The 26,789-nt window shown below is 38.3% G+C and carries 26 protein-coding genes; 15 read left to right on the top strand and 11 right to left on the bottom strand.

Annotated features, from left to right (window positions below; all coding sequences use genetic code 11):
- Positions 1-73: 73 nt before the first annotated feature.
- The gene (gene pyk, locus AACU95_RS14460; protein ID WP_004242765.1) at positions 74-1,516 is read right to left on the bottom strand and encodes a pyruvate kinase; all 1,443 of its coding nucleotides are present in this window, start codon (positions 1,514-1,516) and stop codon (positions 74-76) included.
- A 230-nt stretch (positions 1,517-1,746) separates the two neighbouring features.
- On the bottom strand, positions 1,747-2,589 hold the full coding sequence (locus AACU95_RS14465; RefSeq protein ID WP_004242767.1) for a MurR/RpiR family transcriptional regulator: 843 nt from the start codon (positions 2,587-2,589) through the stop codon (positions 1,747-1,749).
- A 354-nt stretch (positions 2,590-2,943) separates the two neighbouring features.
- Between AACU95_RS14465 and zwf the strand changes: the two genes are divergently transcribed.
- The 4 genes from zwf (at position 2,944) to AACU95_RS14485 (ending at position 6,930) form a co-directional block, all read left to right on the top strand.
- Positions 2,944-4,419: a glucose-6-phosphate dehydrogenase gene (gene zwf / locus AACU95_RS14470; RefSeq protein WP_004242768.1), complete on the top strand. Its 1,476-nt coding sequence runs from the start codon at positions 2,944-2,946 to the stop codon at positions 4,417-4,419.
- A gap of 582 nt (positions 4,420-5,001) precedes the next feature.
- On the top strand, positions 5,002-5,442 hold the full coding sequence (mdtJ, locus tag AACU95_RS14475; RefSeq protein ID WP_004242769.1) for a multidrug/spermidine efflux SMR transporter subunit MdtJ: 441 nt from the start codon (positions 5,002-5,004) through the stop codon (positions 5,440-5,442).
- Between the two features lies 1 nt (position 5,443).
- Positions 5,444-5,776, top strand: a complete 333-nt coding sequence (mdtI, locus tag AACU95_RS14480) for a multidrug/spermidine efflux SMR transporter subunit MdtI (RefSeq protein ID WP_004247986.1) — start codon at positions 5,444-5,446, stop codon at positions 5,774-5,776.
- A 290-nt stretch (positions 5,777-6,066) separates the two neighbouring features.
- A complete protein-coding gene (locus AACU95_RS14485; RefSeq protein ID WP_012367883.1) occupies positions 6,067-6,930 on the top strand; it encodes an SDR family oxidoreductase in 864 nt (287 codons plus the stop codon).
- Between the two features lie 29 nt (positions 6,931-6,959).
- Here AACU95_RS14485 and AACU95_RS14490 read toward each other — a convergent pair whose 3' ends face one another.
- The gene (locus tag AACU95_RS14490; RefSeq protein ID WP_004242773.1) at positions 6,960-7,304 is read right to left on the bottom strand and encodes a RidA family protein; all 345 of its coding nucleotides are present in this window, start codon (positions 7,302-7,304) and stop codon (positions 6,960-6,962) included.
- 85 nt (positions 7,305-7,389) lie between these two features.
- Between AACU95_RS14490 and AACU95_RS14495 the strand changes: the two genes are divergently transcribed.
- The 5 genes from AACU95_RS14495 (at position 7,390) to rnd (ending at position 14,015) form a co-directional block, all read left to right on the top strand.
- Positions 7,390-9,327, top strand: coding sequence for an ATP-dependent DNA helicase (locus tag AACU95_RS14495; RefSeq protein WP_012367884.1), 1,938 nt, complete (start codon positions 7,390-7,392; stop codon positions 9,325-9,327).
- Between the two features lie 93 nt (positions 9,328-9,420).
- A complete protein-coding gene (gene tsaB / locus AACU95_RS14500) occupies positions 9,421-10,122 on the top strand; it encodes a tRNA (adenosine(37)-N6)-threonylcarbamoyltransferase complex dimerization subunit type 1 TsaB (RefSeq protein ID WP_004242775.1) in 702 nt (233 codons plus the stop codon).
- Positions 10,123-10,212: 90 nt separating this feature from the next.
- Positions 10,213-10,806, top strand: a complete 594-nt coding sequence (locus AACU95_RS14505) for a Slp family lipoprotein (RefSeq protein ID WP_012367885.1) — start codon at positions 10,213-10,215, stop codon at positions 10,804-10,806.
- A 302-nt stretch (positions 10,807-11,108) separates the two neighbouring features.
- Entirely contained in the window at positions 11,109-12,797 is a 1,689-nt protein-coding gene (fadD, locus tag AACU95_RS14510) for a long-chain-fatty-acid--CoA ligase FadD (protein WP_004242778.1), read from the top strand.
- Between the two features lie 99 nt (positions 12,798-12,896).
- Positions 12,897-14,015, top strand: coding sequence for a ribonuclease D (gene rnd / locus AACU95_RS14515; protein ID WP_004247992.1), 1,119 nt, complete (start codon positions 12,897-12,899; stop codon positions 14,013-14,015).
- Between the two features lie 273 nt (positions 14,016-14,288).
- On the opposite strand, the gene minE is transcribed toward rnd, so the two are convergent.
- The 3 genes from minE to minC are packed head-to-tail and all read right to left on the bottom strand — an operon-like array spanning position 14,289 to position 16,098.
- Positions 14,289-14,558, bottom strand: a complete 270-nt coding sequence (gene minE / locus AACU95_RS14520) for a cell division topological specificity factor MinE (RefSeq protein ID WP_004242781.1) — start codon at positions 14,556-14,558, stop codon at positions 14,289-14,291.
- A gap of 3 nt (positions 14,559-14,561) precedes the next feature.
- Positions 14,562-15,374 (bottom strand): septum site-determining protein MinD, encoded by an 813-nt coding sequence (gene minD / locus AACU95_RS14525; protein ID WP_004242782.1) that lies wholly within the window; start codon positions 15,372-15,374, stop codon positions 14,562-14,564.
- Between the two features lie 22 nt (positions 15,375-15,396).
- Positions 15,397-16,098, bottom strand: a complete 702-nt coding sequence (minC, locus tag AACU95_RS14530; protein ID WP_004242783.1) for a septum site-determining protein MinC — start codon at positions 16,096-16,098, stop codon at positions 15,397-15,399.
- Between the two features lie 133 nt (positions 16,099-16,231).
- Between minC and AACU95_RS14535 the strand changes: the two genes are divergently transcribed.
- From AACU95_RS14535 to AACU95_RS14550, 4 genes are read left to right on the top strand one after another with little or no spacing between them, the layout of a single operon-like run.
- Positions 16,232-16,519 carry a YcgL domain-containing protein gene (locus AACU95_RS14535; RefSeq protein WP_004247993.1) on the top strand — a complete coding sequence of 96 codons (288 nt, stop codon included), beginning with the start codon at positions 16,232-16,234 and terminating at the stop codon, positions 16,517-16,519.
- Positions 16,520-16,543: 24 nt separating this feature from the next.
- Positions 16,544-17,671 (top strand): lytic murein transglycosylase, encoded by a 1,128-nt coding sequence (locus tag AACU95_RS14540; protein ID WP_141191969.1) that lies wholly within the window; start codon positions 16,544-16,546, stop codon positions 17,669-17,671.
- 53 nt (positions 17,672-17,724) lie between these two features.
- Positions 17,725-18,381, top strand: coding sequence for a fumarylacetoacetate hydrolase family protein (locus AACU95_RS14545; protein WP_004242786.1), 657 nt, complete (start codon positions 17,725-17,727; stop codon positions 18,379-18,381).
- 33 nt (positions 18,382-18,414) lie between these two features.
- The gene (locus AACU95_RS14550; RefSeq protein WP_004242788.1) at positions 18,415-18,858 is read left to right on the top strand and encodes a YcgN family cysteine cluster protein; all 444 of its coding nucleotides are present in this window, start codon (positions 18,415-18,417) and stop codon (positions 18,856-18,858) included.
- 44 nt (positions 18,859-18,902) lie between these two features.
- Here the strand turns inward: AACU95_RS14550 and fetB are convergent, their stop codons facing one another.
- The 4 genes from fetB to AACU95_RS14570 all read right to left on the bottom strand — a co-directional run bounded on the left by fetB (position 18,903) and on the right by AACU95_RS14570 (position 22,637).
- Positions 18,903-19,673, bottom strand: a complete 771-nt coding sequence (gene fetB / locus AACU95_RS14555) for an iron efflux ABC transporter permease subunit FetB (RefSeq protein WP_004242789.1) — start codon at positions 19,671-19,673, stop codon at positions 18,903-18,905.
- Positions 19,674-19,738: 65 nt separating this feature from the next.
- Positions 19,739-20,389 (bottom strand): iron efflux ABC transporter ATP-binding subunit FetA, encoded by a 651-nt coding sequence (fetA, locus tag AACU95_RS14560; RefSeq protein ID WP_004242790.1) that lies wholly within the window; start codon positions 20,387-20,389, stop codon positions 19,739-19,741.
- Positions 20,390-20,680: 291 nt separating this feature from the next.
- Positions 20,681-21,604, bottom strand: a complete 924-nt coding sequence (locus AACU95_RS14565; RefSeq protein WP_004242791.1) for an alpha/beta hydrolase family protein — start codon at positions 21,602-21,604, stop codon at positions 20,681-20,683.
- A gap of 118 nt (positions 21,605-21,722) precedes the next feature.
- Complete coding sequence (locus AACU95_RS14570; RefSeq protein ID WP_004242792.1) at positions 21,723-22,637, bottom strand: helix-turn-helix domain-containing protein; 915 nt, start codon at positions 22,635-22,637, stop codon at positions 21,723-21,725.
- A gap of 94 nt (positions 22,638-22,731) precedes the next feature.
- On the opposite strand from AACU95_RS14570, the gene AACU95_RS14575 reads away from it, so the two are divergent.
- Together AACU95_RS14575 and AACU95_RS14580 are read left to right on the top strand one after the other, a co-directional pair.
- Positions 22,732-23,355: a TetR family transcriptional regulator gene (locus tag AACU95_RS14575; RefSeq protein ID WP_004247996.1), complete on the top strand. Its 624-nt coding sequence runs from the start codon at positions 22,732-22,734 to the stop codon at positions 23,353-23,355.
- 679 nt (positions 23,356-24,034) lie between these two features.
- On the top strand, positions 24,035-25,588 hold the full coding sequence (locus tag AACU95_RS14580; protein ID WP_049197433.1) for a methyl-accepting chemotaxis protein: 1,554 nt from the start codon (positions 24,035-24,037) through the stop codon (positions 25,586-25,588).
- Positions 25,589-25,716: 128 nt separating this feature from the next.
- Here the strand turns inward: AACU95_RS14580 and AACU95_RS14585 are convergent, their stop codons facing one another.
- On the bottom strand, positions 25,717-26,715 hold the full coding sequence (locus tag AACU95_RS14585) for a 2-hydroxyacid dehydrogenase (RefSeq protein WP_004247998.1): 999 nt from the start codon (positions 26,713-26,715) through the stop codon (positions 25,717-25,719).
- Positions 26,716-26,789 lie beyond the last annotated feature (74 nt).

Below are 26,789 nucleotides of genomic sequence, written 5' to 3' on the forward strand. Positions count from 1 at the left end.
AAACGGGCACTATTTAAAGTGCCCGTTTGCCATTTTGCCATTTTGCTATTTTACTATAAAAGAATAAGAACGATTATTCTACGGTAAGGATACGACAAGTATTGGTACTTCCGATCGTGCCCATCTGGTCACCTTGCGTGACTAAGACTAAATCACCTGAAACTAAAAAGCCTTTTTCACATAAACGCATAATAGCTTCATTAGCGGCAGCAATACCGTCAGTATGAGTACTGCAATAAACAGGCGTAACACCTCGATAAAGTGCAGTTTGGTTTAATGTTTTCTCATGGCGTGACATAGAGAAAATAGGTAAACCGGTGCTAATTCGTGACATCATACGGGCAGTACGACCGGACTCAGTCATAGCGATAATCGCATTAACGCCTTTCATATGGTTAGCTGCATACATGGTTGACATGGCTATCGCTTCTTCAGCATTATCAAATACCATATCTAAACGGTGTTTTGATACATTGGCCGCAGGCATTTTTTCCGCGCCTAAACAGACTTGTGCCATTGCGGCTACAGTTTCAGCGGGATATTGTCCTGCTGCTGTTTCAGCCGATAACATAACGGCATCTGTACCATCTAATACCGCATTGGCGACGTCCATGACTTCTGCACGAGTTGGCATTGGGTTAGTTATCATCGATTCCATCATTTGAGTGGCTGTGATAACAACACGATTTAGCTGACGAGCACGACGGATGAGTTTTTTCTGTACCCCGACTAATTCAGGATCACCAATTTCTACGCCTAAATCACCACGGGCAACCATGACAACATCAGAAGCGAGAATGATCTCATCGATAATTTCATCATTGGCAACGGCTTCGGCACGTTCAACTTTCGCGACAATTTGGCACTCGCAGCCTGCATCACGTGCTAAGCGACGTGCATAATTAAGATCTTCGCCTGTTCTTGGGAAGGAGACAGCAAGATAATCAACACCAATTTTGGCAGCAGTAATAATATCTTGTTTATCTTTTTCAGTTAATGCTTCAGCAGAAAGACCACCACCGAGTTTATTGATCCCTTTATTATTAGATAATGGGCCACCGACAGTCACTTCAGTGAAAACTTTCAGGCCTTCGACTTTAAGGACTTTTAATTGAACACGTCCATCATCAAGTAGCAAGATATCGCCAGGAACAACATCGGCAGGTAACCCTTTATAGTCAATACCGACTTTAGTTTGGTCGCCTTCGCCTTTTTCTAAATTGGCATCAAGGAGAAATTTGTCTCCCACATTAAGAAATACTTTGCCTTCTTTAAATGTCGAAACACGGATTTTCGGACCCTGCAAATCGCCTAAAATAGCAACATGGCGACCAAGTCTAGCTGCTATTTCACGGGTGCGATTAGCACGAGCAAGATGATCTTCTGCAGAGCCATGAGAGAAATTTAATCGAACAACATTTGCACCAGCAGTAATGATTTTTTCTAGGTTATTATCACGATCTGTTGCTGGGCCTAAGGTGGTAACAATTTTTGTTCTTCTGAGCCGTCTGGACATGCATTACTCCGTTGACCTTGAACGAAAGGTATTGGCTATTGGATAAAACGGAGGTAAGTAACATTCTATCCAATATGTTAAGTGAAACGCTTCAAGCTAATTGTAACATACTTAGGTGTTTTCATCATATGTGAGAGTTAGCTCGCAGTTATGCTACCATTTTTCAAAAAGTTATCTAGTCAAGGGCACACTGCTAAATGTGACTATACTAACAAATTCATTTAAAACGGTTACTTATCAAAGCGCGAATCGCGTAATGCTTCTTTGACACGCTTCAAGTTATCTCTAAATTTTGGCCCTCGGCGTAAAATAAACCCTGTAGCCAGAACATCAATAACGGTAAGTTGTGCAAGGCGAGAAATCATCGGCATGTAGATATCGGTATCTTCCGGTACATCAAGTAAGATGGGTAACGTTGCTTCGGCGGCTAATAAAGAGCCAGAAGTGGTAATCGCTATTACTGATGCATCATTTTCACGTGCAATTTTAGCAATTTCGACTAAATTTTTAGTACGACCTGTGTGAGACACAATCACCACAACATCACCGTCGATACTATTTATACAGCTCATTCGTTGCATGATAACATCATCAAAATAGGTCACGGGAATGTTGAAACGTGAGAATTTATTCATGGCATCATGTGCGACGGCGGCAGAAGCACCTAGACCAAAAAACGAGATTTTTCTTGCTTGAGTAAGAATATCGACAGCTCGATTAATAACCGCAATATCGAGATTATTTTTGACAGTCTCTAAACCCGCCATCGCAGATTCAAATATTTTATTGGTATAAGCAGAGACAGAATCGGAGTCATCAATGTTACGATTGACATAAGGTGTACCATTGGCAATGCTTTGTGCTAATTGTAACTTAAAATCTGGAAATCCTTTTGTTGCCATGCGTCGACAAAAACGATTTACAGTGGGCTCACTAACATCAGCTGTTTTCGCCATAAGAGCGATACTTGAATGGATCACGGTTTGTGGTGTTGTTAAAACAACCTCAGCCACTTTTTTTTCTGATTTACTCAAGATGTCCAGACTAGACTGAACCCTTTCCAATATATTCATTAAATATACAGATCCTTGGCTTTGCCAATTTCAATAAAAGGAGAAATCTATAACGGTTTTATGAAAATATACTACGCATATAACAGCACTTACATCGCTGACAGCCCCTTAAAAGGGCTTTTTTCATCAAAGTATGACCTGTGTCTAACTTTCAAAGCTGAAAACAATTAACAAAACTGTTGTAAATTTACATAGAAATAGAAAAAGCTAGACATAAAAAACCGGTGGTTAATAAGATGTAAGGGGCGTTAAAGACTAAAACACGCAAGCGTATTTACTGCGTACACCCAAAAGAGTACATTAATACGAAATTATGTAACAAAATTACAAAATCTCATCATGAGGAGACGTACTATGGCAGCGATATCGACTGCTCAGGCCTGTGATCTGGTTATCTTCGGTACTAAAGGGGATCTTGCCCGTCGTAAGTTAATTCCATCACTTTATCAACTGGAAAAGGCAGGATATATTCACCCTGATACACGTATCATCGGTGTTGGTCGTGCTGATTGGGATGTAGCTGCTTATACAAATGTTGCCCATGAAGCATTACAAACTTTTTTAAAAGAAGAGATTAACCCTGAAATTTGGCAACGTTTAAGTGCTCGTCTCGATTTTTGTAATCTTGATGTCAATGAAACTGACCACTTTATTGAGTTAGCAAAACATCTAAAACAAGACAAATTACCGGCGATTTACTATTTTGCAATGCCACCAAGTACTTTCAGTGCGATGTGTAAAGGTTTGGGACATGCTAAATTAAATAAAGAGCCAAACCGTGTGGTTATGGAAAAACCACTAGGAACAGATTTAGCGTCTTCAGTTTCTATTAATGATAGTGTGGCGAAATACTTTAAAGAGAGTCAAATTTATCGTATCGACCACTACTTGGGTAAAGAAACCGTCTTAAACTTATTGGCCTTACGTTTTGCTAACTCCTTATTTGTTAATAATTGGGATAATAAAACAATAGATCATGTCCAAATTACGGTGGCAGAAGAAGTTGGTATTGAAGGACGTTGGGGGTATTTCGATCAAGCGGGTCAAATGCGTGATATGGTGCAAAATCACCTATTACAAATTTTGACGATGATCGCCATGTCACCACCTGCTGATTTAACGGCTGATAGTATCCGCCAAGAAAAAGTGAAAGTGCTGCGCTCATTACGTCGTATTGATATGACTAATGTCCGTGAAAAAACGGTTCGTGGGCAATATACGGCCGGTTTTGTACAAGGTAAAAAAGTACCGGGCTATCTAGACGAAGAGGGTGCAAATAAAGCCAGTAATACAGAGACCTTTGTTGCAATTCGTGCTGATATTGATAACTGGCGTTGGGCGGGTGTACCCTTCTATTTAAGAACCGGTAAGCGTATGCCAAGTAAATGCTCGGAAGTGGTGGTCTATTTTAAAAAACCAGCTCTGAATATTTTCAGTGAAACCTATCAAGAGTTACCACAAAATAAACTCACTATCCGTTTACAGCCTGATGAAGGTATTGATATTGAAGTGCTAAATAAGGCACCAGGTCTTGATCATAAACACCGCTTACAAACTACTAAATTAGACTTAAGTTTCTCCGAAACTTTTAATCAAACTCATTTAGCTGATGCTTATGAGCGGTTGTTGCTTGAGGCAATGCGGGGTATTCAAGCGCTATTTGTCCGTCGTGATGAAGTAGAAGAAGCATGGAAATGGGTCGATTCAATTATTAATGCATGGGAATGCGATAATGAATTACCTAAGCCATACCAAGCAGGAACATGGGGGCCGGTTGCATCTGTTGCAATGATCACTCGTGATGGCCGCTCTTGGAATGAAATTGAGTAGGGAATTTCATCGTCAGATATAGTCCCTAACTAATATAAATAACACCGTAAAATAAGAGGTCGAGTTTTGCGGTGTTTTTTTATTAAGCATGATTACTGCGATATAAATGAATAAATTAATAACAAGTTCAGCTAAGAATTGATTAACTATGCAGTGTATTGCAATCTTCAACTTAAAACCTAAATAAAACCAATCAATTACCTAAAAAATTTTTGCAGAAGATCCTTGCTTTAAATAATTCGGCATGATAGAAATATCATGTAACATTTATCCATATTATATGAGGGTTCGGAGTATATCGTGCGGATGGTCTGCGCGATGAAAGAATAAATAATCATGACTAGCGCCAAAAGCGTAAAAGTTAAACGTTCTACTTATAAGTTATTCCTTTCTGCTATTTTATCCAGCGAACACTACTGGTGTGGCGCATTATAGAAATTTCTCATCCTACTTCCTGATATATCAGGAAATAACGTTGCCTTAACGTTCGGTTTTATACCGCCAGAAAGACTATCTGCATATTCTCTATCTTCTGCGCAAGAAACGTTTAGGCGTGCTTTAAACGTGTATGAGAGATGAAAAATGATTTATTGGATATTTTTAGTTTTAGCTATTATCTGTGAAGTGATCGGCACTTTATCAATGAAGTATGCCAGTGTCAGCGGTGGTTACACTGGTATGATCGTTATGTGGTTAATGATTGCCACTTCCTATATCTTTTTAGCCATAGCCGTAAAAAAAGTGGCATTAGGTGTAGCTTATGCACTGTGGGAAGGTATTGGAATTGTCATTATTACAACATTTAGCGTGCTTTGGTTTGGTGAATCACTGTCAGCATTAAAATTAGGTGGTTTAGCAATGTTAATTGCGGGGATCACTCTGATTAAGTCAGGCACTAAAAAATCGGCGGTTGCTAAAAAAACAACCGATTCGGTAAAAAATATTGCCGGAAAAGCCAAACAGGTTGCTACTGTGGTAAAGGGAGTTAATAAGCCAATTTCTTCTAATGTTAAAGAGGCTTAATATGTTAGCTCAATTTGAATGGTGGCATGGCGCTTTTCTTCTTCTTGCTGTTGTGCTTGAAATCGTGGCCAATATATTCTTGAAAATGTCTAACGGTTTTAGTCGTTGGGGGTTGGGAATATTGTCATTGCTTTGTGTGTTAGGCGCATTTAGCTCATTGGCAATGGCCGTAAAGGGGATAGAGCTTTCTGTTGCTTACGCACTATGGGGAGCTTTTGGTATTATTGCCACTATCGCCGCTGGGTGGATCTTATTTAATCAACGCCTAAATTATAAAGGATGGAGTGGAATTATATTATTATTAGTCGGTATGATAATGATTAAATTCGCTTAACTCTATTTTACATAGCAAAGTAAAGCATATTAAATAAAAAAGCTAAGTTTCTTGTAAACTTAGCTTTTTTGTTTCTATAAATATCTATTAAAAATGATGTGTTTAAAATAACAAAATTTATAGTAAAAATAGCCTTACTATTTCAACACTAAAAAGAGTGAAATTTGAAGATGCAATAGAATCTATCACTAACAACGGTGAGTATATTGCATTTATTATGCTAAACGCAGTTGCTATTAATTTATCATTGATGTTACTTTTCATGATAATTAAAAAAGAAAGGAGTTGAAATGAAACGGATATTAGTCGCGGGAGCAACAGGATATTTGGGTGGTTTTTTAATTCAAGAATTAAAAAAACAAGGATATTGGGTACGTGTTTTAGTTAGAAATCATCAACAAGCGACAAAGTTTGCGGATGTTGATGACATATTCATCGGCGAGATCACAAAACCAGAGCAACTTTCTTTGATTGCTCAAAATATTGATTGCGTGATATCAACGGTAGGGATCACTCGGCAAAAAGAAGGGTTAACCTATATGGATGTGGATTATCAGGCAAATGCCAATTTATTAGAAGAAGCGATTAAATCGAAGGTTAATAAATTTATTTATATCTCGGCTATTGATGGCGAAACACACCGAAATCTAAAGATTTTTCAAGCAAAGGAGCGCTTTGTTGATAAATTAAAACAAGCCAATTTAGCATACTGTATTGTAAGACCTAATGGCTATTTTAGCGATATGGGGGATTTTTTACAGATGGCAGCATCGGGTAAAGTTTATTTATTTGGTGATGGCGAACAAAAAATAAATCCTATCTCTGGAAAAGATTTAGCGCAATTTATTGTCGAGAAAATGACAACCAATATAAATGAATTCACTGTAGGTGGACCGGATATTCTATCTTTGAATCAAATATGTGAACTCGCAGGAAGCGCATTAGATAAAAAAATTAAAATAATCCATTTACCCGATACGTTAAGAAAAATAACTATTTTTACGTTACGTCATTTTACGAGCCAAAAATTTTATGGGCCATTAGAGTTTTTTTTAACTTTTATGGCAAACAGTCATATTGGTATGTGTTATGGGCATGATCATTTATCAAATTATTATATTGAATTAGCTGATCCGACATATAAGAGAAAATAGTACCCGCATGTGCGGGTGCTAATAAAAAATTAGAGAGCAGCGATGATTTTAATTTCTACTTTATATTCAGGATGCATGAGTTGAGCCTGAACGGTACAACGTACTGGCGCGCTCCCTTTAGCAACCCATGCATCCCATGCTTGATTCATACCTGCAAAATCGGCTTTATCGGCTAAAAATAGTGTTGCATCAAGGATCTTACTTTTATCTGATCCCACTCTTTGTAATAACACATCAATAGCTGCTAATGTATCTGCAGTTTGTTCGATTATATCCCCTGATAAGTTTTCAGGAACTGCAGTGTAATAGACAGTATCATTATAAATAACCGCTTCAGACCAACGGTCCTCTGGATCGATACGTTTTATAGTCACGATAAATTCTCCTTTGTATTAACAACGTGGGTGGTACTTTTAGCTATCCACTGGCATAATTTACGTCTTATTTTATAAAAAGAGTATGCCTGTGTCAGACGATTTTGCAGAAAACGGGATTTTAACCCGACGCGTTCCTGGATTTCATCCCCGTGAAGCTCAACGACAAATGGCGATATCAGTAACAGAGGTTATTGATAAACAAGGTGTGCTTATTGCAGAAGCGGGGACCGGGACAGGGAAAACCTATGCCTATCTTGTGCCTGCATTACGTTCTGGGAAAAAAACTATCATCTCTACCGGATCTAAGGCATTACAAGATCAACTGTATAGTCGTGATCTCCCCACCATAATAGAAGCGCTAGACTACGATGGTACAACGGCTTTATTAAAAGGTCGCTCTAATTATTTGTGTTTAGAACGTTTAGATCAGCAAATGCTCAGTGGCGGTGATTTAGAAGCAGAAGTACTTGCTGATGTTATGCATGTACGCCAATGGTCAACGCAAACAGAAGATGGTGATATTAGTCGCTGTCATAGTGTGGCGGAAGATAGCAAAGTATGGCCATTGGTGACTAGCACTAATGATAATTGTCTGGGCAGTGATTGTCCTCGCTACAAAGAGTGTTATGTATTAAGTGCCCGTAAAAATGCGTTAGCCGCTGATGTGGTGGTTGTTAATCATCACCTTTTTATGGCAGATACGGTAGTAAAAGATACTGGTTTTGGTGAGCTGATCCCCGATGCGGAGATAATGATCTTCGATGAGGCGCATCAAATTCCTGATATAGCGAGCCACTACTTCGGTCAACAGCTCACTAGTCGTCAATTATTCGATCTAGCGCGAGATATGATTGTGGCGTATCGCACTGAAGTGCGTGATCAAGTGCAACTGCAAAAAAGTGCTGACCGTTTAACTCAAATGGTACAAGATTTTCGTCTTAGCTTAGGTGATACGGGTTTTCGGGGTAACTTAAGGGAACTATTACAAAATAAGGAAACCAAACGCTATTTAACCTTCTTAGATGATGCGTTAGAGCTAAGTTATGATGTAATGAAGCTCTCTTTAGGGCGTAGCCAATTACTGGATAGTGCGTTTGAACGGGCAACACTTTATCGTAATCGTTTAAAACGCCTAATTGATACGACGATTGCCGGATACAGTTATTGGTTTGAAAGCTATGGTCGTCATTTTTTACTGGCGATCACGCCACTTTCGGTTGCTGATAAATTTCGTGAGCTGATTAAGTCCCATAAAAGTAGTTGGATATTTACTTCTGCAACACTCTCTGTAGATGAAAAAATGTCTTATTACACAGATAGATTAGGACTGGAAAATGCCACGACATTAATTTTAAATAGCCCATTTGATTATCAACATCAAACGTTGCTCTGTGTACCACGTTATTTACCTCCGTTAAATCAACCATACACCGCGAAGCGTTTAGCCGCTATGCTGGCTCCTGTGATCTTAAAAAATCAGGGGCGTTGTTTTTTTCTTTGTACCTCTCACGCTATGATGCGTGGATTAGCCGAAGAGTTTAAAGCCAGCTTACCACTTCCCGTGTTAATGCAAGGCGAAATGGGGAAATCGCAATTATTGAAAAAATTTGTTTCCTCAGGCAATGCGTTACTTGTCGCGACCCAAAGTTTTTGGGAAGGGGTGGATGTCAGGGGAGATACACTTTCTTGTGTGATCATTGATAAATTACCCTTTACCGCACCTGACGATCCATTATTAAGAGCACGTATTGAAGATTGTCAATTACGTGGTGGTGATGCATTTCGGGATGTACAAATCCCTGATGCGGTGATCACTCTAAAGCAAGGCGTCGGGCGTTTGATCCGCGATATACATGACTATGGTGCCATTATTGTTTGTGATGATAGATTAGTTTCAAGGCCTTATGGGGAAGTGTTTTTAAGTAGTTTGCCCCCATCACCACGAACCCGTTCATTAGAAAAAACCAGTTATTTTTTAAGCCAACGGGCACAACGAAATGAAATAGTGTCGGAGTCATAATAGTGATTACATATGATGTGTATTTATTCTGTTGAATACTATTATGATATTATTCTTTCTCTTTTTACTTATTGAATCTGCCGGAGTTATGGCGTGTCACTGCGAATTTTAGCAATTGATACCGCAACTGAGTCTTGTACTGTTGCGGTTTGGAATGAAGGTGTCGTTGCTTCACGTTTTGAAATTTCACCGCGTGAACATACACAAAAAATTTTACCAATGGTGAAAAGTGCTTTAGAAGAAGCCAATTTATCACTGCAATCCTTAGATGCCCTCGCTTTTGGTCGTGGTCCGGGCAGTTTTACCGGTGTTCGCATTGGTGTCGGTGTTGCGCAAGGTATCGCACTAGGGGCTAATTTGCCACTGATTGGTATTTCTTCTCTTGCCACCATGGCAGAAGGCGTCTTTAGAACAACAGGCATTAAGCAAGTTTTAGTCGCCATTGATGCCCGTATGGGGGAAATCTACTGTGCCCAATATCAGCGTAATGACGCTGGCATTTGGTCTGGTGAAGAAACAGAAGCGGTAATGAAACCAGAACAATTTGCCGAAACGCTACAAGCTACCACAGGTCGCTGGGCAATTGCGGGTACGGGGTGGCAAGCTTATCCTGATTTAGCTTTATCATTGCCTTTTACCGTGGTTGAAACGCAAATTACTTTGCCTGCGGCACAAGATATGTTGCCACTTGCCGTTACAGCATGGCATGAAGGGAAAGCAACTAAAGTAGAAGAGGCCGAGCCTGTTTATTTACGTAATGAAGTCACTTGGAAAAAATTACCAGGACGGGAATAGATTGTTAGCGATTTTCTGTTAGAAGTGACAGAGTGACGCTATACTTATCTTAGAGTGTAACGTACTTAATGACGTACAAAGAGGTGGTTTATGAACAGACAATTAAACTACCGTTTGGTAAGTAAAGCGCTATTTTTATCTGGCGCTCTATTACTAACGGGCTGCGTCTCTATACCTGAATCTATTAAAGGGACAACAGCAACTCCTGTTACTGACTTAAATGTAGTTCTAGCGGCACCGGAGCTTTATGTCGGTCAAGAAGGTCGTTTTGGTGGGCGAGTGATAGAGGTTAAGAATCTACCTTCAACAACCCAGTTAGAAATTGCTGTGATGCCACTTTCTCACTATGATGCGGCTCCTGAGTTACAGCAACCTTCTGTTGGTCGTCTTTATGCGAATGTTACTCATTTTTTAGATCCAACAGATTATAAAAATCAGTATGTCACGGTAGTGGGTACGATCAAAGGTGTAAAAACAGGCAAAGTGGGTGAAGCCGTTTATCCATTTTTACGTATCGATGTTACAGGAATGAAACGCTGGACATTAACGCAACAAGTTATTATGCCTGCGCCTGTTATGACATGGGGATACTATGGTAATGCCCCTTACTGGTATAATTATGGCTATGGTGGCTATGGGGCATATCCATATGGTACTGGCCAAGTTGTCCCCGTTTTGGAGTAATAAACTAGAATAATTGTTAATGACGATATAATATTTTACCTTTATGAGTTTGAAACGGTGTATAATCAATACCTGTAATATATTAGATGGCAATTATCTAATATAATTATTAAAGATGAAGACAACAAAAGAGAGGGCGGTTTTGACCGCCTTCTTTTTTGTTAAACATAAAAAGAAAAAATTTAGTGATACACTTCGCATCTTCACAACAGAAAATTGTTTGTGCTGGTAGGATGAGTTAATACTTTGTTAAAAAGAAACATAATATTAACCAAGAAGTGCGATTAATCAGGAGTACTACTTTGGAAAAAGTCTGGCTTAAACGTTATCCGGCAGATGTTCCGGCTGAAATTGACCCGGACCGTTTTGCATCTCTTGCAGAGATGCTTGAAAACGCTGTCGCAAATTACGCAGATCAACCCGCCTTTATCAATATGGGCGAGGTCATGACTTACCGCAAACTAGAAGAGCGTAGCCGTGCTTTTGCCGCTTATTTGCAAAATGGCTTAGGATTGAAAAAAGGTGATCGTGTCGCCTTAATGATGCCTAACTTACTGCAATATCCTATAGCGCTTTTCGGCATTCTTCGTGCCGGTATGGTAGTGGTCAATGTAAACCCACTCTACACACCAAGAGAGCTTGAACATCAGCTTAATGATAGTGGCGCCACAGCTATTGTCATTGTTTCTAACTTTGCCCATACGCTGGAAAAAATCGTCTTTAATACCAGCATTAAACACGTTATTTTAACACGTATGGGAGATCAGCTATCTCGTCCTAAAGCGACACTGGTTGATTTTGTGGTTAAATATATCAAGCGATTAGTCCCAAAATATAATTTGCCTGACGCGATATCATTTCGTCGAGCGATGCATTTAGGCTATCGAATGCAATATATTAAGCCAGAAATTACTGGAGATGATTTAGCCTTCTTACAATATACTGGTGGTACCACAGGAATTGCGAAAGGCGCGATGTTAACTCATCGTAATATGTTGGCTAATCTAGAACAAGCTAAAGCCGCTTATGTTCCTGCACTTAATGTAGGGAAAGAGCTGGTGGTAACCGCTTTACCCTTGTATCACGTTTTTGCTTTAACCGTGAACTGCTTGTTATTTATTGAAGTTGGCGGGAAAAACCTACTGATAACGAATCCACGAGATGTTAAAGGCACTATTAAAGAGTTATCGCGTTATCCTGTCACGGCGATTACCGGGGTAAATACACTATTTAATGCTTGGCTACATAATCCTGAGTTTCGTCAACTTGATTTTTCTAAGCTCAACCTTTCTGTTGGTGGCGGAATGCCCGTACAAAGTAGTGTTGCGAAAGAGTGGGAAGAATTAACCGGTAAGCATCTATTAGAAGGTTATGGTTTAACTGAGTGTTCGCCTTTAGTAACAGGTAACCCTTATAACCTGAAAAAATACAGTGGTAGTATTGGGCTTCCTGTACCTTCAACGGAAGTAAAATTTATGGATGATGAAGGTAATGAAGTGTCTCGCACAGAAGGCGGTGAAATGTGGGTTCGTGGCCCTCAGGTCATGAAAGGCTACTGGAATCGCCCTGATGCGACAGCAGAAGTACTACATGATGGATGGGTTGCCACAGGTGATATTGCCACAATGGATGATGAAGGCTTTATCCGCATCATTGACCGTAAAAAAGATATGATCTTGGTTTCAGGATTTAATGTCTATCCTAATGAAGTTGAAGAAGTGGTTACTGCGCACCCGAAAGTTTTAGAATCAGCAGCTATTGGTGTACCGAGTAAAAGCTCGGGTGAGACTGTGAAAATCTTTGTTGTCAAAAAAGATCCCTCATTGACAGAAGATGAACTTAAAACTCATTGTCGCCGTTACTTAACGGGTTATAAAGTACCTAAGATTATTGAGTTTCGAGAAGAGCTGCCTAAGTCAAATGTTGGTAAAATTTTACGCAGAGAATTAAGAAATGAAGAAAAACAGTTGAAAACATCAACTGGATCTTGATACAACAAAGTATAACCTTTGATAAATTCGCCGGTTTATACCGGCGTTTTTGTCTTTACGAAAAAGTCATTAGACATAAAAACACAAGAGAAACCTGTTTTGAATTATCAATTTATCACGACAAACACAGCACTAGAAGATGTCTGTAAAGCAGCGTCTGAGGTATCACAAATTGCATTAGATACAGAGTTTGTCCGTATACGCACCTATTACCCACATTTGGGGCTTATCCAAATGTACGATGGGAAACAGATCTCTCTTATTGATCCCCTGACCATTACTGAGTGGACTCCTTTTGTTGAATTATTAACTAATCCCGCAGTCCTTAAATATTTGCATGCTGGAAGTGAAGATCTTGAAGTGTTTTCTCATCAATTTGGTTGTGTTCCGACACCCATGATAGACACCCAAGTCGTGGCCGCTTTTCTGGGCTATCCCATTTCTTGTGGCTTTGCGACCTTAGTAGAAAAATATGAACATATTGCTCTCGATAAAAGTGAATCACGAACAGATTGGCTGGCACGCCCATTAACCGAAAAACAGTGCCAATATGCGAGTGGTGATGTGTTTTATTTGTTACCTCTAGCTAAGAAATTAATCGCACAGGCACAAGAAGCCGGTTATATGGACGCGATTGTTGATGAGTGCGAAATGATAGCCGAGCGTCGCCAAGAGACCGTATCACCAGAGCTTGCCTATCGCGATATTGGTAATGCATGGCAATTACGAGGTCAACAATTGGCATGCTTAAAAATGTTGGCAGAATGGCGTTTAAATCAAGCTAGAGCCCGTGATATGGCATTAAATTTTGTTGTAAGGGAAGAGCATTTATGGTCAGTAGCACGCTATTTACCGACCTCTCTTGCTGAATTAGATGCGCTTTCTCTATCGGGGCAAGAAATTCGTTGTCATGGCCGTCGCTTGTTGGATTTTGTTGCTAAAGCCAAACAGATCAAAGATGAAGATTGTCCTGAGCCTATTGGCAATTTAATTGAACAACCTAACTATAAAAAAGCCTTTAAAGCAATAAAAACGGTGATCCAAGAGGTAAGTGAAGGGCAGCGTTATAACCCCGAGTTATTAGCCTCAAGAAGACAAATAAACCAATTGCTTAATATTCACTGGAAAATTAAAACAGGGGAGCCTGAATTGCTTTCACGCTGGCGTAAAGCATTATTAGCAGAAAAAATTACTGCAATTTTGGCGCAATATCCTTAATATCACGTTATATTAATTCAGGCTAAAGAGTAATTATTTAGCCTGAAATTTTCTCAAACCCAATATGAGTTTCTATCATCCTTCTATCATCCAATAAATAGCAACTCCAACTTATTATTAATGAATGTTTAAAATAGCAACAATATATAGCGCTATTTGCACATTTGTATTCAGCCAGTTTATATATAATTAAAAACACAGAGCCAAGCAAATATGTGATAGTTTATAGCTGGCTCTGTGGATCATTAGCTTATATCAGCGAATTAAATATGATCACTTAGGTGATTCTTCATTTTCAGGTAATGTCACATTTAATTCTAGTACGGAGATATCATCGCCTTTCTGCTCAAACTGAACAGATAGCATATCGGGATCTATCTGCACATACTTACAGATAACACCTAATAAATCTCTTTTCATATCAGGTAAATAAGCTGGCTCAGTATCGCCACGTCGACGCTCTGCTACGATAATTTGTAGGCGCTCCTTGGCAATATTTGCTGTCGACTTTTTACGCGACAGAAAAAAATCTAATAAAGCCATCTTTTACCCCCCAAAAAGGCGTTTTAGGAAGCCTTTTTTCTCTTCTTCAATAAAACGGAATGGATGTTCTTCACCTAATAAACGATTTACTGTATCTAAATAAGCTTTACCTGCATCAGATTCACTATCAAGAATAACAGGCTCACCTTGGTTTGATGAACGTAAAACGGATTGATCTTCTGGAATAACACCCAGCAGTGGAATACATAAAATTTCTAGCACATCTTCCATACTTAACATATCACCACGGCTTACTCGGCCTGGATTATAGCGTGTTAATAGAAGATGTTCTTTAATAGGATCTTCGCCTCGTTCAGCGCGACGTGATTTAGAGGCTAAAATACCTAAAATACGGTCTGAGTCACGTACAGAGGAGACTTCTGGGTTGGTGGTGATAATGGCTTCATCTGCAAAATAGAGTGCCATAAGTGCGCCACTTTCAATCCCTGCAGGTGAATCACAAATAATAAAATCAAAACCCATTTCATCCAGTTCATCTAACACTTGCTCTACACCATCACGGGTTAAAGCGTCTTTATCTCTTGTTTGTGAAGCCGGGAGGATATAAAGGTTTTCTGTACGTTTATCTTTAATCAGGGCTTGATTTAAAGTAGCATCACCTTGAATAACATTAACAAAGTCATAAACGACTCTACGCTCACAACCCATAATTAGGTCAAGATTACGTAACCCGATATCAAAGTCGATAACAACCGTTTTATGCCCTTTTTGAGCGAGGCCGGTAGAAATGGCCGCGCTGGAAGTTGTTTTACCAACCCCACCTTTACCTGACGTAACAACAATAATGCGTGCCATGGAGTGATTCCTTGTCGATGCTCTAAATTAAGTTCTCGATTGTTAATTCATTCTCTTGCAAACTAAGTTGGACTGATTTGCCAACAAAATCTGTAGGAATTTGGTCGCTTAGCCAATATTGACCAGCAATGGAAACTAGTTCTGCAGATAAATGTGTACAAAAAATATGGCTCTCTTGGTCGCCTGATGCTCCGGCAAGAACCCGTCCACGCAATACACCATAAATATGTACATTACCGTCTGCGATTAATTCAGCGCCAGCACTGACATTGCTTAACACGACTAAATCGCTATTTGGTGCGTAAATACGTTGCCCTGAACGCACTGGTGTATGAATGATTTTGGTTTTTTGTCGTACATTTATCGGTACTTCATTCGTTTTATCGTTATTTGCCTGAGCTGCTGGCTTAGTTATTTTACCTTCATTTAGAATAGGTAACTGTGCGGCAATTATCGCTTCTTTTTGTTGAGCGTCATGACTACCACTAATTCCCACAACACGTAAGCCAGCATCTTCTACTATTCGCCTCAGTTTTTTAAAATCAATCGTTTGATCTGCGATAGCAGAGACATTGATAACAACAGGCGCATTTTTCAGAAATTGAGGCGCTTGGGCAATTTTATCTGAAATAGCCTGACGAATAACCTTCGGTGATCCATCATTTAAATGAAGTACCGAGAGGGTAAAATTACTGCCTTTTAACTCAATGGGCGTGTTTGACATCTATCTGACTCAGTAAATTTTCTATAATCTGGCACAAAAAACCAGAGACGATATTACGAAATTATATAAGCATGTTATATTTACTAAAATATTCAGGCAAGTCGCTTATTTTAATAATTAGAGTTTAATGAAAATGATTTGTGCAATTTACCGTAGTACCAAGCGTGATCAAACTTATTTATACATCGAAAAAAAAGATGATTTCTCTCGAATTCCTGAGGAATTATTACAAAGTTTTGGTGAACCACAGTTTGCAATGTTGCTAGATCTCGCGCAAAGACAGCGTTTAGCGAATGCAGACATAGAAAAAGTCAAACAAGCGTTGACTGACCAAGGTTTTTATCTACAAGTGCCACCTCCCGTCGAAAGTATGTTAAATGCTTATTTAGATGAATTAAAAAATTCAGAAAAAACTGAATAAATCATCGAGATAAAAGGAGCATAAATGTTCAAATATTCGTTCATCGCGGTGATTGTTTCTACTGTTTTGCTATCTGCTTGTGCAGATAGCCATCAGAAGAGTGCAGAAAAAAAACCTGTAACAAGTGAAATTGCCAATATTACGACATCAGCACCGGCTCGCTGGAAACAGATTGATGTTGCCTCACTTGAACAGGCTTTTCCAAAACAGTCACGGACACCTGCACAATTTCCTGCTTATGTAGATGCTTTAAAACAAAAAGCGGCTGAATTGGGTTATAAACCTGAAACTATCAATTTTGCCTTTTCGGAAATTCACTTTATTGACAGAGTGGTGAAGTCAGACCGTAATCAGCCAGAAAAGAAAATTACTTTAGATGTGTATTTACCTCGAGTGGTGACGAAAGGACGTATCGCAGAAGGGGCGAAACTTTATCAAGCTAACCAACAAACCCTAGCGCAGATCAGCAATCAATATGGTGTGCCTGCAAATTATATTGTTGCCTTATGGGGATTAGAAAGTGGTTTTGGTCGAGTACAAGGAAAAGAAGATGTTATCTCAGCACTGGCCACATTAGCTTTTGAAGGTCGCCGTGAGGCCTTGTTTAGTCGCCAATTAATGGCCGCACTTGAGATAATCGAAAATGGACATTTACCTGTAGGCCAGCGTTTAAAAGGCTCTTGGGCAGGCGCAATGGGGCAGACACAGTTTATGCCATCTTCATTTTTGACTTACGCTGCTGATGGCAATGGTGATGGCAATATTGATATATGGAATAGCCGTGAAGATGCGTTTGCTTCAGCCGCTAATTATTTAGCAACCGAGGGATGGCAACGCGATCTCCCTTGGGGGGAACAAGTCAGTTTACCTGCTAATTTTAATCAACAGTTGGAAGGTATAAAAACAGAGCAACAAAAAACGGTCGCACAATGGAAGGCGCTAGGGGTGAAATTACCCGCTAATAGCCAATTAAGTGATGATATGAAGGTATGGCTGATAATTCCTGATGATGATTTGCATAGAAGTTATTTAGTCACCCAAAATTTCCGTACTATCATGCATTGGAATAGCTCTTACTTTTTTGCTTTGAGTATTGTGACGATGGCTGATGGCGTTGCCAATAAAATAAATACACTGCCAACTCAACACTAAATCACGTTAGCAGTGACATAAAACACAGCGATTTACCTAATAAGGAAAATATTATGTATCAACATAGAGATTGGGAAGGTTCGTTGCTTGATTTTCCTGTCAATAAAGTGATTTGTGTGGGCAGTAATTATGCAAACCACATAAAAGAGATGGGCTCGGTGCGCTCTGAAGAGCCGGTTATCTTTATTAAACCAGAAACGGCGATGTGTGATATTCGCCAACCTATTGCGATCCCCAAAGAAATGGGGGCAGTGCATCATGAAATAGAGTTAGCGGTATTAATTGGTCAGCCACTGAAACAAGCCAATGAAGATAGGGTTGATCGCGCTATTGCTGGTTTTGGTGTTGGTTTAGATCTCACTTTACGTGATTTACAAAGTCAATTAAAAAAAGCGGGACAACCTTGGGAGAAAAGTAAAGCGTTTGATGGTTCAGCGCCTTTGTCGGGATTTATTCCGGTGAACTCTTTTGGTGATCCCCAAAATGTTGACTTAATGTTGAAAGTTAATGGTGAAATTCGTCAGCAAGGCAACAGTCGTGATATGCTAACGCCTGTTTTACCCCTTATCAGTTATATGTCGCGCTTTTTTACCCTTCGCCCAGGTGATGTTATTTTAACGGGAACACCTGAAGGTGTCGGTCCCTTAGCATCGGGTGATATGTTGGTATTAAGTGTCAATGAACATCAGCTGACCACACGGGTTATTTAATAATATGATGAGCAATAAGGTAATAACGTAGAGATGACACAGGCTTTTTGGCAGACAAAAACTTTGGATGAAATGAGTGATGATGAGTGGGAATCGTTATGTGACGGGTGTGGGCAGTGCTGTTTACACAAGTTAATGGATGATGATACTGATGAGATCTATTTTACTAACGTCGCTTGTAATCAGTTAAATATTAAAACCTGCCAATGCAGTAACTATGAAGATCGTTTTCGTTATGAGCCTGATTGTATCAAACTCACGCGATATAATTTGCCGACGTTTGAATGGTTACCGATGACTTGTGCTTATCGCTTATTAGCAGAAGGGAAGCCTTTAGCGGATTGGCATCCCCTTATTGCAGGTAATAAAGCAAAAATGCATCAAGGTAATATCTCAGTAAGATATATTGCTGTTCCTGAAGTGGAAGTTGAAGACTGGGAAGATCATATTCTTAATCGCCCCAAAGGACGCGGTTAATATTGCGCTCTCCCTTTGTGTTACACAGAGGGAGAGCCATTATTTTATTGATTAAACGTCATTAATTGATGGCGTTGATTAAAGAATTTCTTATAGGTTAAATAGCAAGCAATAATTGTTGAAATACTGGCGGTTGCCATCAACATAAAGGTGACCATAATTTGGTATTTAACCGCTTGTAGTGGATCAACACCGGCAAAAATTAATCCAGACATCATTCCAGGTAAGCTTACAATCCCCACTGTCTTGGCTGCGTCAACGGTCGGAATTAACGACGATTTAATACTATCTCGAATAATAGCCATTGAAGCAATTTTAGGGGTTGCCCCCAAACTTAACATTTCTTGGATCTGTTGTTGATGATTTTCAAAACGTTGCCCAAGCTGATTATAACAAAGTCCGGTCGCAATCATTGCATTCCCCGCGATCATACCGGTAATAGGAATAATTTGGATAGGGGTAAAGGCAATAGCATGAGTAAAAAGTAAAATACTTAAGGTGAGCAATGCCCCTGTGGTAATAGCGACAAACGAGATAATAAAAATATCTTTAACGTATTTACTGCGTTTTTTAGCATTATAGGCAGCGTTATAACAGATAAATAAGACCATTAGAAATGTAAGGATAATATGGTCGACGTCGAAAATATAAGTTAATACGTAGCCAACAATAAAGAGTTGAATTATCGCTCGGGCGGTACTCCAAATAATATCTTTCTCTAATGAAAGTTTCTCTTTTCGGCTAATAAATATAGCCACTAAGACCAGTAACAGAGAAAAAATAAGAGATTCATTACTGATTGTATGTTCGTTCATAATAATTTATTTACTCACTGCTCAATAAAGTTAAAACTAAGGGGGTAATGGAAGTAAACCTAACCTTAATTGTTCATATGACTCGGTAAGTGGATCACATCATCGGCATGTTTGATTTCATTTTGATCGTGAGTTACCCATAATGCAGCGATTTTTTGCTCTTTGACGTAATGATGGATAAGCTCATTGACTTTTATTTTATTGTCTTCATCAAGAGCACTAGTAATTTCATCAAGCAATAACACTTTAGGCAAAAACTGTAGGTTACGGATAAGTGAGATACGCTGTTTTTCACCACCAGAAAGTTCATTAATACCTTTATTTAAAATCTCATTGGGCAAATTAAAGTAATCTAAATCTTTCGCTAATTTCTTCTCATCAACGGCGATTTTGCGTAGTAAATAAGGAAATTTAAGATTGTCATAAACCGTTTCACCAAATAACATCGGGGTTTGAGTACAATACGAAACTTGTTGTCGGTATTGTTCAGGAGAAAGGGTTAAGTAGTCTTTTCCGTCAAAGAAAAGTGTGCCACTTGTCGGTGATAATAAAGAGGCAATGATTTTTAATAACGTACTTTTTCCACAGCCAGAAGGGCCTGTAATCAATTTAAATTCAGAAGGTTGTAGTGAGAAAGTCACATTATCTAGAATAATTTTGCTATCGAGTTGAAAGCCAATTTTTTCCAGACATAGTAGTGCGCGATTATTGTTCATTCTGATCCTATACATCTAGAAGAGAGAAGTTATCACTATTATACAAGGTTAATTGTATAATGATCCTGTTCCATATCAGTGATCTGATAACAAGATTTAACTTAAGTATAAGAGCATAAAGGTGTGATGATAAATTGCTTTTCTCTATCACTACTATCAGTCAATCAATATTAAATAGCCAATAGGGGAAACAGAAAGATAACGCAGCATAAAAGATTAAGCATGATAAAATAGGCCTAATCATCAGCTCGTAAAATTATCTTAATATAATAAGTCAAGATAGGATGAATGTTATTTATTATATTGCGCATACCATTGCTGTATATCTTGAACGACTTTTCCGGTTAATCGCTCACCTTGTTGATTATAAAAACCATGATTTAATTTATCATATTTAATAAATGTCACATTAGGTTGCGTTATCTCTTGAGATAATTGATGGAATGCAGCCATATCTACATTGATATCATCTAATGTTTGAACAATTAATACCGGAGTTTGCGTGTTGCGCTTAATCACCTCAAGTAGATCAATAGCAAGATATTGTTGCCACCATAATTTGCTATGTTCACTAACAAATTGCTCATCACCAATTTGATTCGTTATTATTGCATTAGCGAGTTGTTGAAAGCTATTTATTGCTTCTTCCACATGCTCTTTAGGTGTTGTATTGCGTATATTGTACAGTACATCATCAAGGAAAAAACGACCACCGCCATTTAATGCGATTGCAGCGCTAATATCATGACGTTCAGCAACAACTAAATGAACCATTGTTGCGCCTTCACTTCCTCCAAGTAATACAATATTGGTGTAATTAGGGGATAATTTATCTAGCACTGCTAAATAATCAGCAAGTCTTTGGTTAGGATTATCATGTAGTTTATAGTTTTTAGGGCAATCTTCTCTTTCACCATTATCGTCGGAATAAGTCAATTGTGCTGTAATACCATACTTTTCAACCATTAAAACATCACTACTCGGTAGCCATCTACCAAAGGTTTCTTGAATAAAAGTATTATTTTTTATGCTATTACAGTCAGAACCTTGCATTAAAACTAACAGTGTTTTGTTATGTTCAGCTTGTTTATCTAGATAATAAATCAGTTCGCTATTATCTTGGCGAATCAGTTTATGTGTGCTTATTTCTGCGTAGCTTGATGTTATTGATGATACTAAGAAAGTGGTGCAGAGCAACAAAGAACAAATACGCATAGAACAACCTTATTAACCAAGGGAGGGTGAGAGAGAAGAATGGCTAAATAACCCATTAAGACGGTTAATTAGCCATATCAATAAACTGAAAGTCAAGTCGTTAAGTACTTATTACTGATTAATGAATTGGAACGTAATAATCAATTTCCAGTGTTTTTGGTAGTTCCATAATGTCGCTATCTGTTTCTATACAAATGTAGTTTTCAATATCTGGCCCTAAACGACGACATAACCCCAAAGCCGGTAAAGTATAAAAGTAGATCTTGATGGCAAATTGTTTATATTCTTCTAACGTGCCTTTAAATTGGAAACGAACATAACGCCCGCCTGCAATCGCTTTTTTTCTAAAACCACGGGGTCTGGTAAAGTGATCTAAATTGTTTAGGCCAATTTCATAATCAATCTGGATCTTATCTTTACGTAATGTATTTGGCTGATAAGAAATTAACACACTACTTTCCGTAAAGTTTTTATCTGTGTACAACAAAAAATCATTCCAAAACTGATGACGAATATCTTCATGTAGTTTGCCAATATCCTCGATAGAGCAAAAGTATTGGTATTGAATAACATAAAGAAAGCTTTCAGGTAGCTCGATAATATTTGGAATAGGGAGGTCGGTAACTTCAAAATTGATGGGTGGCTGAAAATTGTCGCTACACAACACATCAACTTTACGGTATTCCGAAGGAGTAACCCCAAAAACAGCTTTAAAGCGGCGTGTAAAAGATTGCTGCGAATCAAATTGATAGCGTAGTGCGATAGTTAATACCGGAAGTTTAGTTAAGCGCAATTCAGTGGCGGCTTTGGTCAGTCGTCTACCACGAATATAAGAGGCTAATGTTAAGCCCGTTGCTTGCTTAAACACCCGTTGCAAATGCCATTTTGTATAACCTGATTTTATCGCTACATCATCAAGTAATAACGGCTTTTCTAGATTTACCTCGATCCAGAGCAGAAGTTCTTTAATCACTTCTATATTAAACGAAGATAAAGAATTGGAAGGGATAAGTCCATTGAACTGAGATGACATGATGATTTCCTGAAAAGATATTTTGTTCAGTTTACACAAAACTGATACCCATATATTATTACATACTTATGGTATGTTTTATGGGTTTTTTATCATGAAATTAAAATCACGGCAACAAGAGAATTCAGAACAAACACGCTTAGCTTTACTTGAAGCTGGGCAATATCTCTTTGTAAATCAATGCTATTATGATGTTTCCATTGATGAAATATCACGTTATGCAAGGGTTACTAAAGGGGCGTTTTATCATCACTTCAGTAATAAAAAAGCCCTTTTGAGAGAGTGCTATTTACTGCAAGTTAAGCATGCTGTTCAAAAATTAGATGAAGTGCCTACTTATGATGATAAATGGCAAGAGCTAACGGCGCTCTTCTCTCTTTGTGTTGACCATATTTATCAGTGTAAAAACGAGTTAATTCCCTTACAAGAAGTTATCTCGGTATTAGGTTGGAAAGAGTGGGAAGAGATTGACGCCAACATTCTTATTCCTCGTATCCAACACTGTGTTGATATTCTCTTTGCTGAAAAACAGATCTGTGCTTATTCACCGGCTATTGTGGTGAATTTAATTTATGGTTTTATTACTCATATTGCTATCAATCTAAAAAATGAAGCGTCATTGCCGAAAGAGGCATGTAGTGACTTTAAAGCTATTTTTGCTGATTTTTTAATCGGGGTAAAACAAGCATCACCACAGCGTCATCAACATAGGGTATAAAGAGGTATTAAAATACCTCTAAGCATTGTGCAAAAGATTAACAATCAACAAATAATTCTGTTCAATTATCACTGTATTATTGAATAGCAAAACATAGCGATTGAATAAAGAGATAAGTTTAATTGAACTAACTAAAAAATAATTAAAAATAGAATAAGTAATCTTTCTTAATATCGTTAATCTATTTGAGTTAAATAACCTAATGTCTACAATATTAAGCAATAGCATTATTTTTTAAGAAAGTAACAACAATTCTTTCTGTTTAAATAAAAAAGTATGATTAGTTTAATTTATAAAATAAATACTGATATTGTATGATAAATTGGTCATGCTTTAAAATCTATCCTGTTCATTCTAAAAGATAATTAATCATTTAATTTTTTATCAATCAAATCATAATGCTAATGGAATATTATGTAACGAATTGCTTAGTGGACAGTGAAATGAAATGTTTATTTCAAAAATAAAAAATAGATTTCACTATGCTCTAAAGTTTTTGATAAAAATGACCGACATTATCAATGTGAGCAGTCTCTTACCTGTCTCTATAATCTAAAAAATAATCTTTAATTTATTTTGTTAACACTAGGGAATGCACTCTTTTTTACTAAAGAGTGCATTCTGATATCTTACAAATATACAGAAAAATCAAAGCTGTATATTTTGCTGGAATATGATTATGTTTAAAAACATCAGTATAGAAAAAACCGTTAAAGTTATGCTGGCTATTTTATTTGTACTTATTATGAGCATTATTTACTTTAGTTATGATGCTTCAACACGCTCTTATCATAACTTTGTTTCATCAAATAACTTAAGTCAGCAAATGTTGCTGATGGGAAAAGCGCGTTATCAAATGGCGGTGATCAGAGCGAATATTAATGGCTTGGATGGGCAGTTAAGAGTGAATGAAAAACCTTCTGCTAAATACCTTCATCAAACTCAAGAATATATAAAAATCACTCGTGAAGAGATCCACCGTTGGGCGGATGCTGAAAAGTTAACCATGGAAGGGCGTCAGGTTGCTGATGATATGACGAAACGCTTTGATGAGCTTTTAGATATATTTACCGATGCCTTAGCTAAATTACGTAAAGGACAATTGACTACGCACTCTGCTAGTCAAAAAATGGATGAACTCAACGAGATCACCATGACATATTATGCCGTCGCCAATGGTATTGAGAATAATTATATTGATATTGCGAAAACCTCACAACAGCGCATTATGCTAATGGCGTTAGTCACAGCGATTATTGTCATTATGCTCTTTATCATTATCTTACGTTGGTTCTCTCATAGCTTTATCGGCAATATTAAAGTGCTTATTAATATTTTTAGTAAAATGAGCCAAGGCGATTTAAGTATGCGAGTGGAAAATCACGGTAACAATGAATTTGGTAAGCTATTTAATGAAATGAATAAAATGAAAGTTTCATTAAGTCAAATGATTGCTTCGGTAAAAAATGCAGTAAACACCATTAGCGTCAGTGCAAGTGAAATAGCAACAGGTAATACTGACCTCTCCTCACGTACTGAAGAGCAGGCTAGTGCGCTACAACAAACCGTTGCAAGCATGGAGCAAATCAAAACCACGGTTGAAAAAAATGCCGATAACTCACGCCAAGCTAGCCAGTTGGCATTAAGAGCGACAACGTCAGCACAAAACGGCGAAAAGGTGATGGATAATGTTATCGAAACCATGTCATCGATTTCTGAAAGTGCAAAAAAGATCTCAGATATTAATGACATCATTAACAGTATTGCCAATCAAACCAATATTCTCTCATTGAATGCCGCGGTTGAAGCGGCTAGAGCGGGTGAACAAGGTCGCGGATTTACCGTTGTTGCAGCCGAAGTGCGTAACTTAGCTAGTCGTAGTGCAGAGGCAGCCAAAGAGATCAATGAACTTATTACCCATTCGGTAAATAAAGTACAGGTTGGATCACAACAAGTGAGCGAAGCAGGACGCTCCATGTCGGAAATTGTGACCACCATTAGTCAAGTTAATGATTTTATGCAACAGATTGCCTTAGCCTCTAATGAACAAAGTATGGGGATTAATCAAATTGCTATGGCCGTAAGTGAGATGGATACCGTGACTCAACAAAATGCGGCACTTGTGGAAGAGTCTGCCACTATTACTGCCAATATGGATGATGAAGCTCATCAGCTTGCCAACTTAGTCTGTCAATTTAAAGTAGATGAGAAAGAAAATACTAGGCATGCATAAAAGGGTTGGTTTACGCTTGATAAAAATGTACCTAAGAAGATAAATATGTTGTTAATTCATTAACCAAGACGAATAAGATAAAACCCCTTTAGCCACTCAAAGGTGACTAACAGGGGTTTTTTAGAGACTTAGGCTTTCACTTCGTTAGGTGATGTTATACCTGCAGCAACCTCTTTAATATTGTGCAATGTCGTTTCACTAATACTAATTAACGCTTCTTCAGTTAAGAATGCTTGGTGCCCGGTAAACAATACGTTATGGCAAGAGGAAAGGCGACGGAACACGTCATCTTGAATAACATCATTTGATTTATCTTCAAAAAATAAATCGCGCTCATTTTCGTAGACATCCATGCCTAATGCGCCAATTTTACCTTGTTTTAAGGCATTAATAGCAGCTGCAGAATCAATTAAGGCCCCACGGCTAGTGTTGATGATCATTACGCCATCTTTCATTTGCGAAAAAGCACTTTCATTTAATAAATGATGATTTTCTGCGGTTAATGGGCAATGCAACGAAATAACATGTGAATTTGCGTAAAGAGTCGCTAAGTCAACATATTCCGCACCCAAATCTAATACAGCTTGGTTTGGATAAGGATCATAGGCCAATAGCTTCATACCAAAGCCTTTTAGTATGCGTAAAGTCGCTAGACCAATTTTCCCCGTACCGATAATCCCTGCAGTGCGATTATGCATATTAAAGCCAGTTAAGCCTTCTAAGGAAAAGTTTGCATCACGGGTACGCTGGTAGGCTCTGTGAATACGACGATTTAACGAGAGCATCATCCCAACAGTATGCTCAGCAATCGCTTCTGGGGAATAAGCCGGCACACGCACTACGGTGATCCCTAATTCGGCCGCTGCCTTAAGGTCAACATTATTAAATCCCGCACAACGCAGTGCAAGGATATGGATGTTGAGACTGGCAAGCTCTTGTAATACCGCACGATTAGCATCATCATTAACAAAGATACAGACTGCATCTGCGCCGACGGCATTTTTTGCTGTTTGTTCAGTCAAATTAAAGTCAAAATATTCGATATCATAATGATATCCATTATGCTGATTGACCCATTCCATGTGTTTGCGGTCATAATGTTTAGTACTATAGGAAACAATTTTCATCCTGTACTCGCTTATTATCGATTAAAATTTATTTTGAGAGTGAGAAAACAAGAATTATCCAACCCCAATAGAGA

The sequence above is a fragment of the Proteus sp. G4415 genome, assembly GCF_963896075.1.
GTDB classification, from domain to species: Bacteria; Pseudomonadota; Gammaproteobacteria; order Enterobacterales; family Enterobacteriaceae; genus Proteus; species Proteus mirabilis.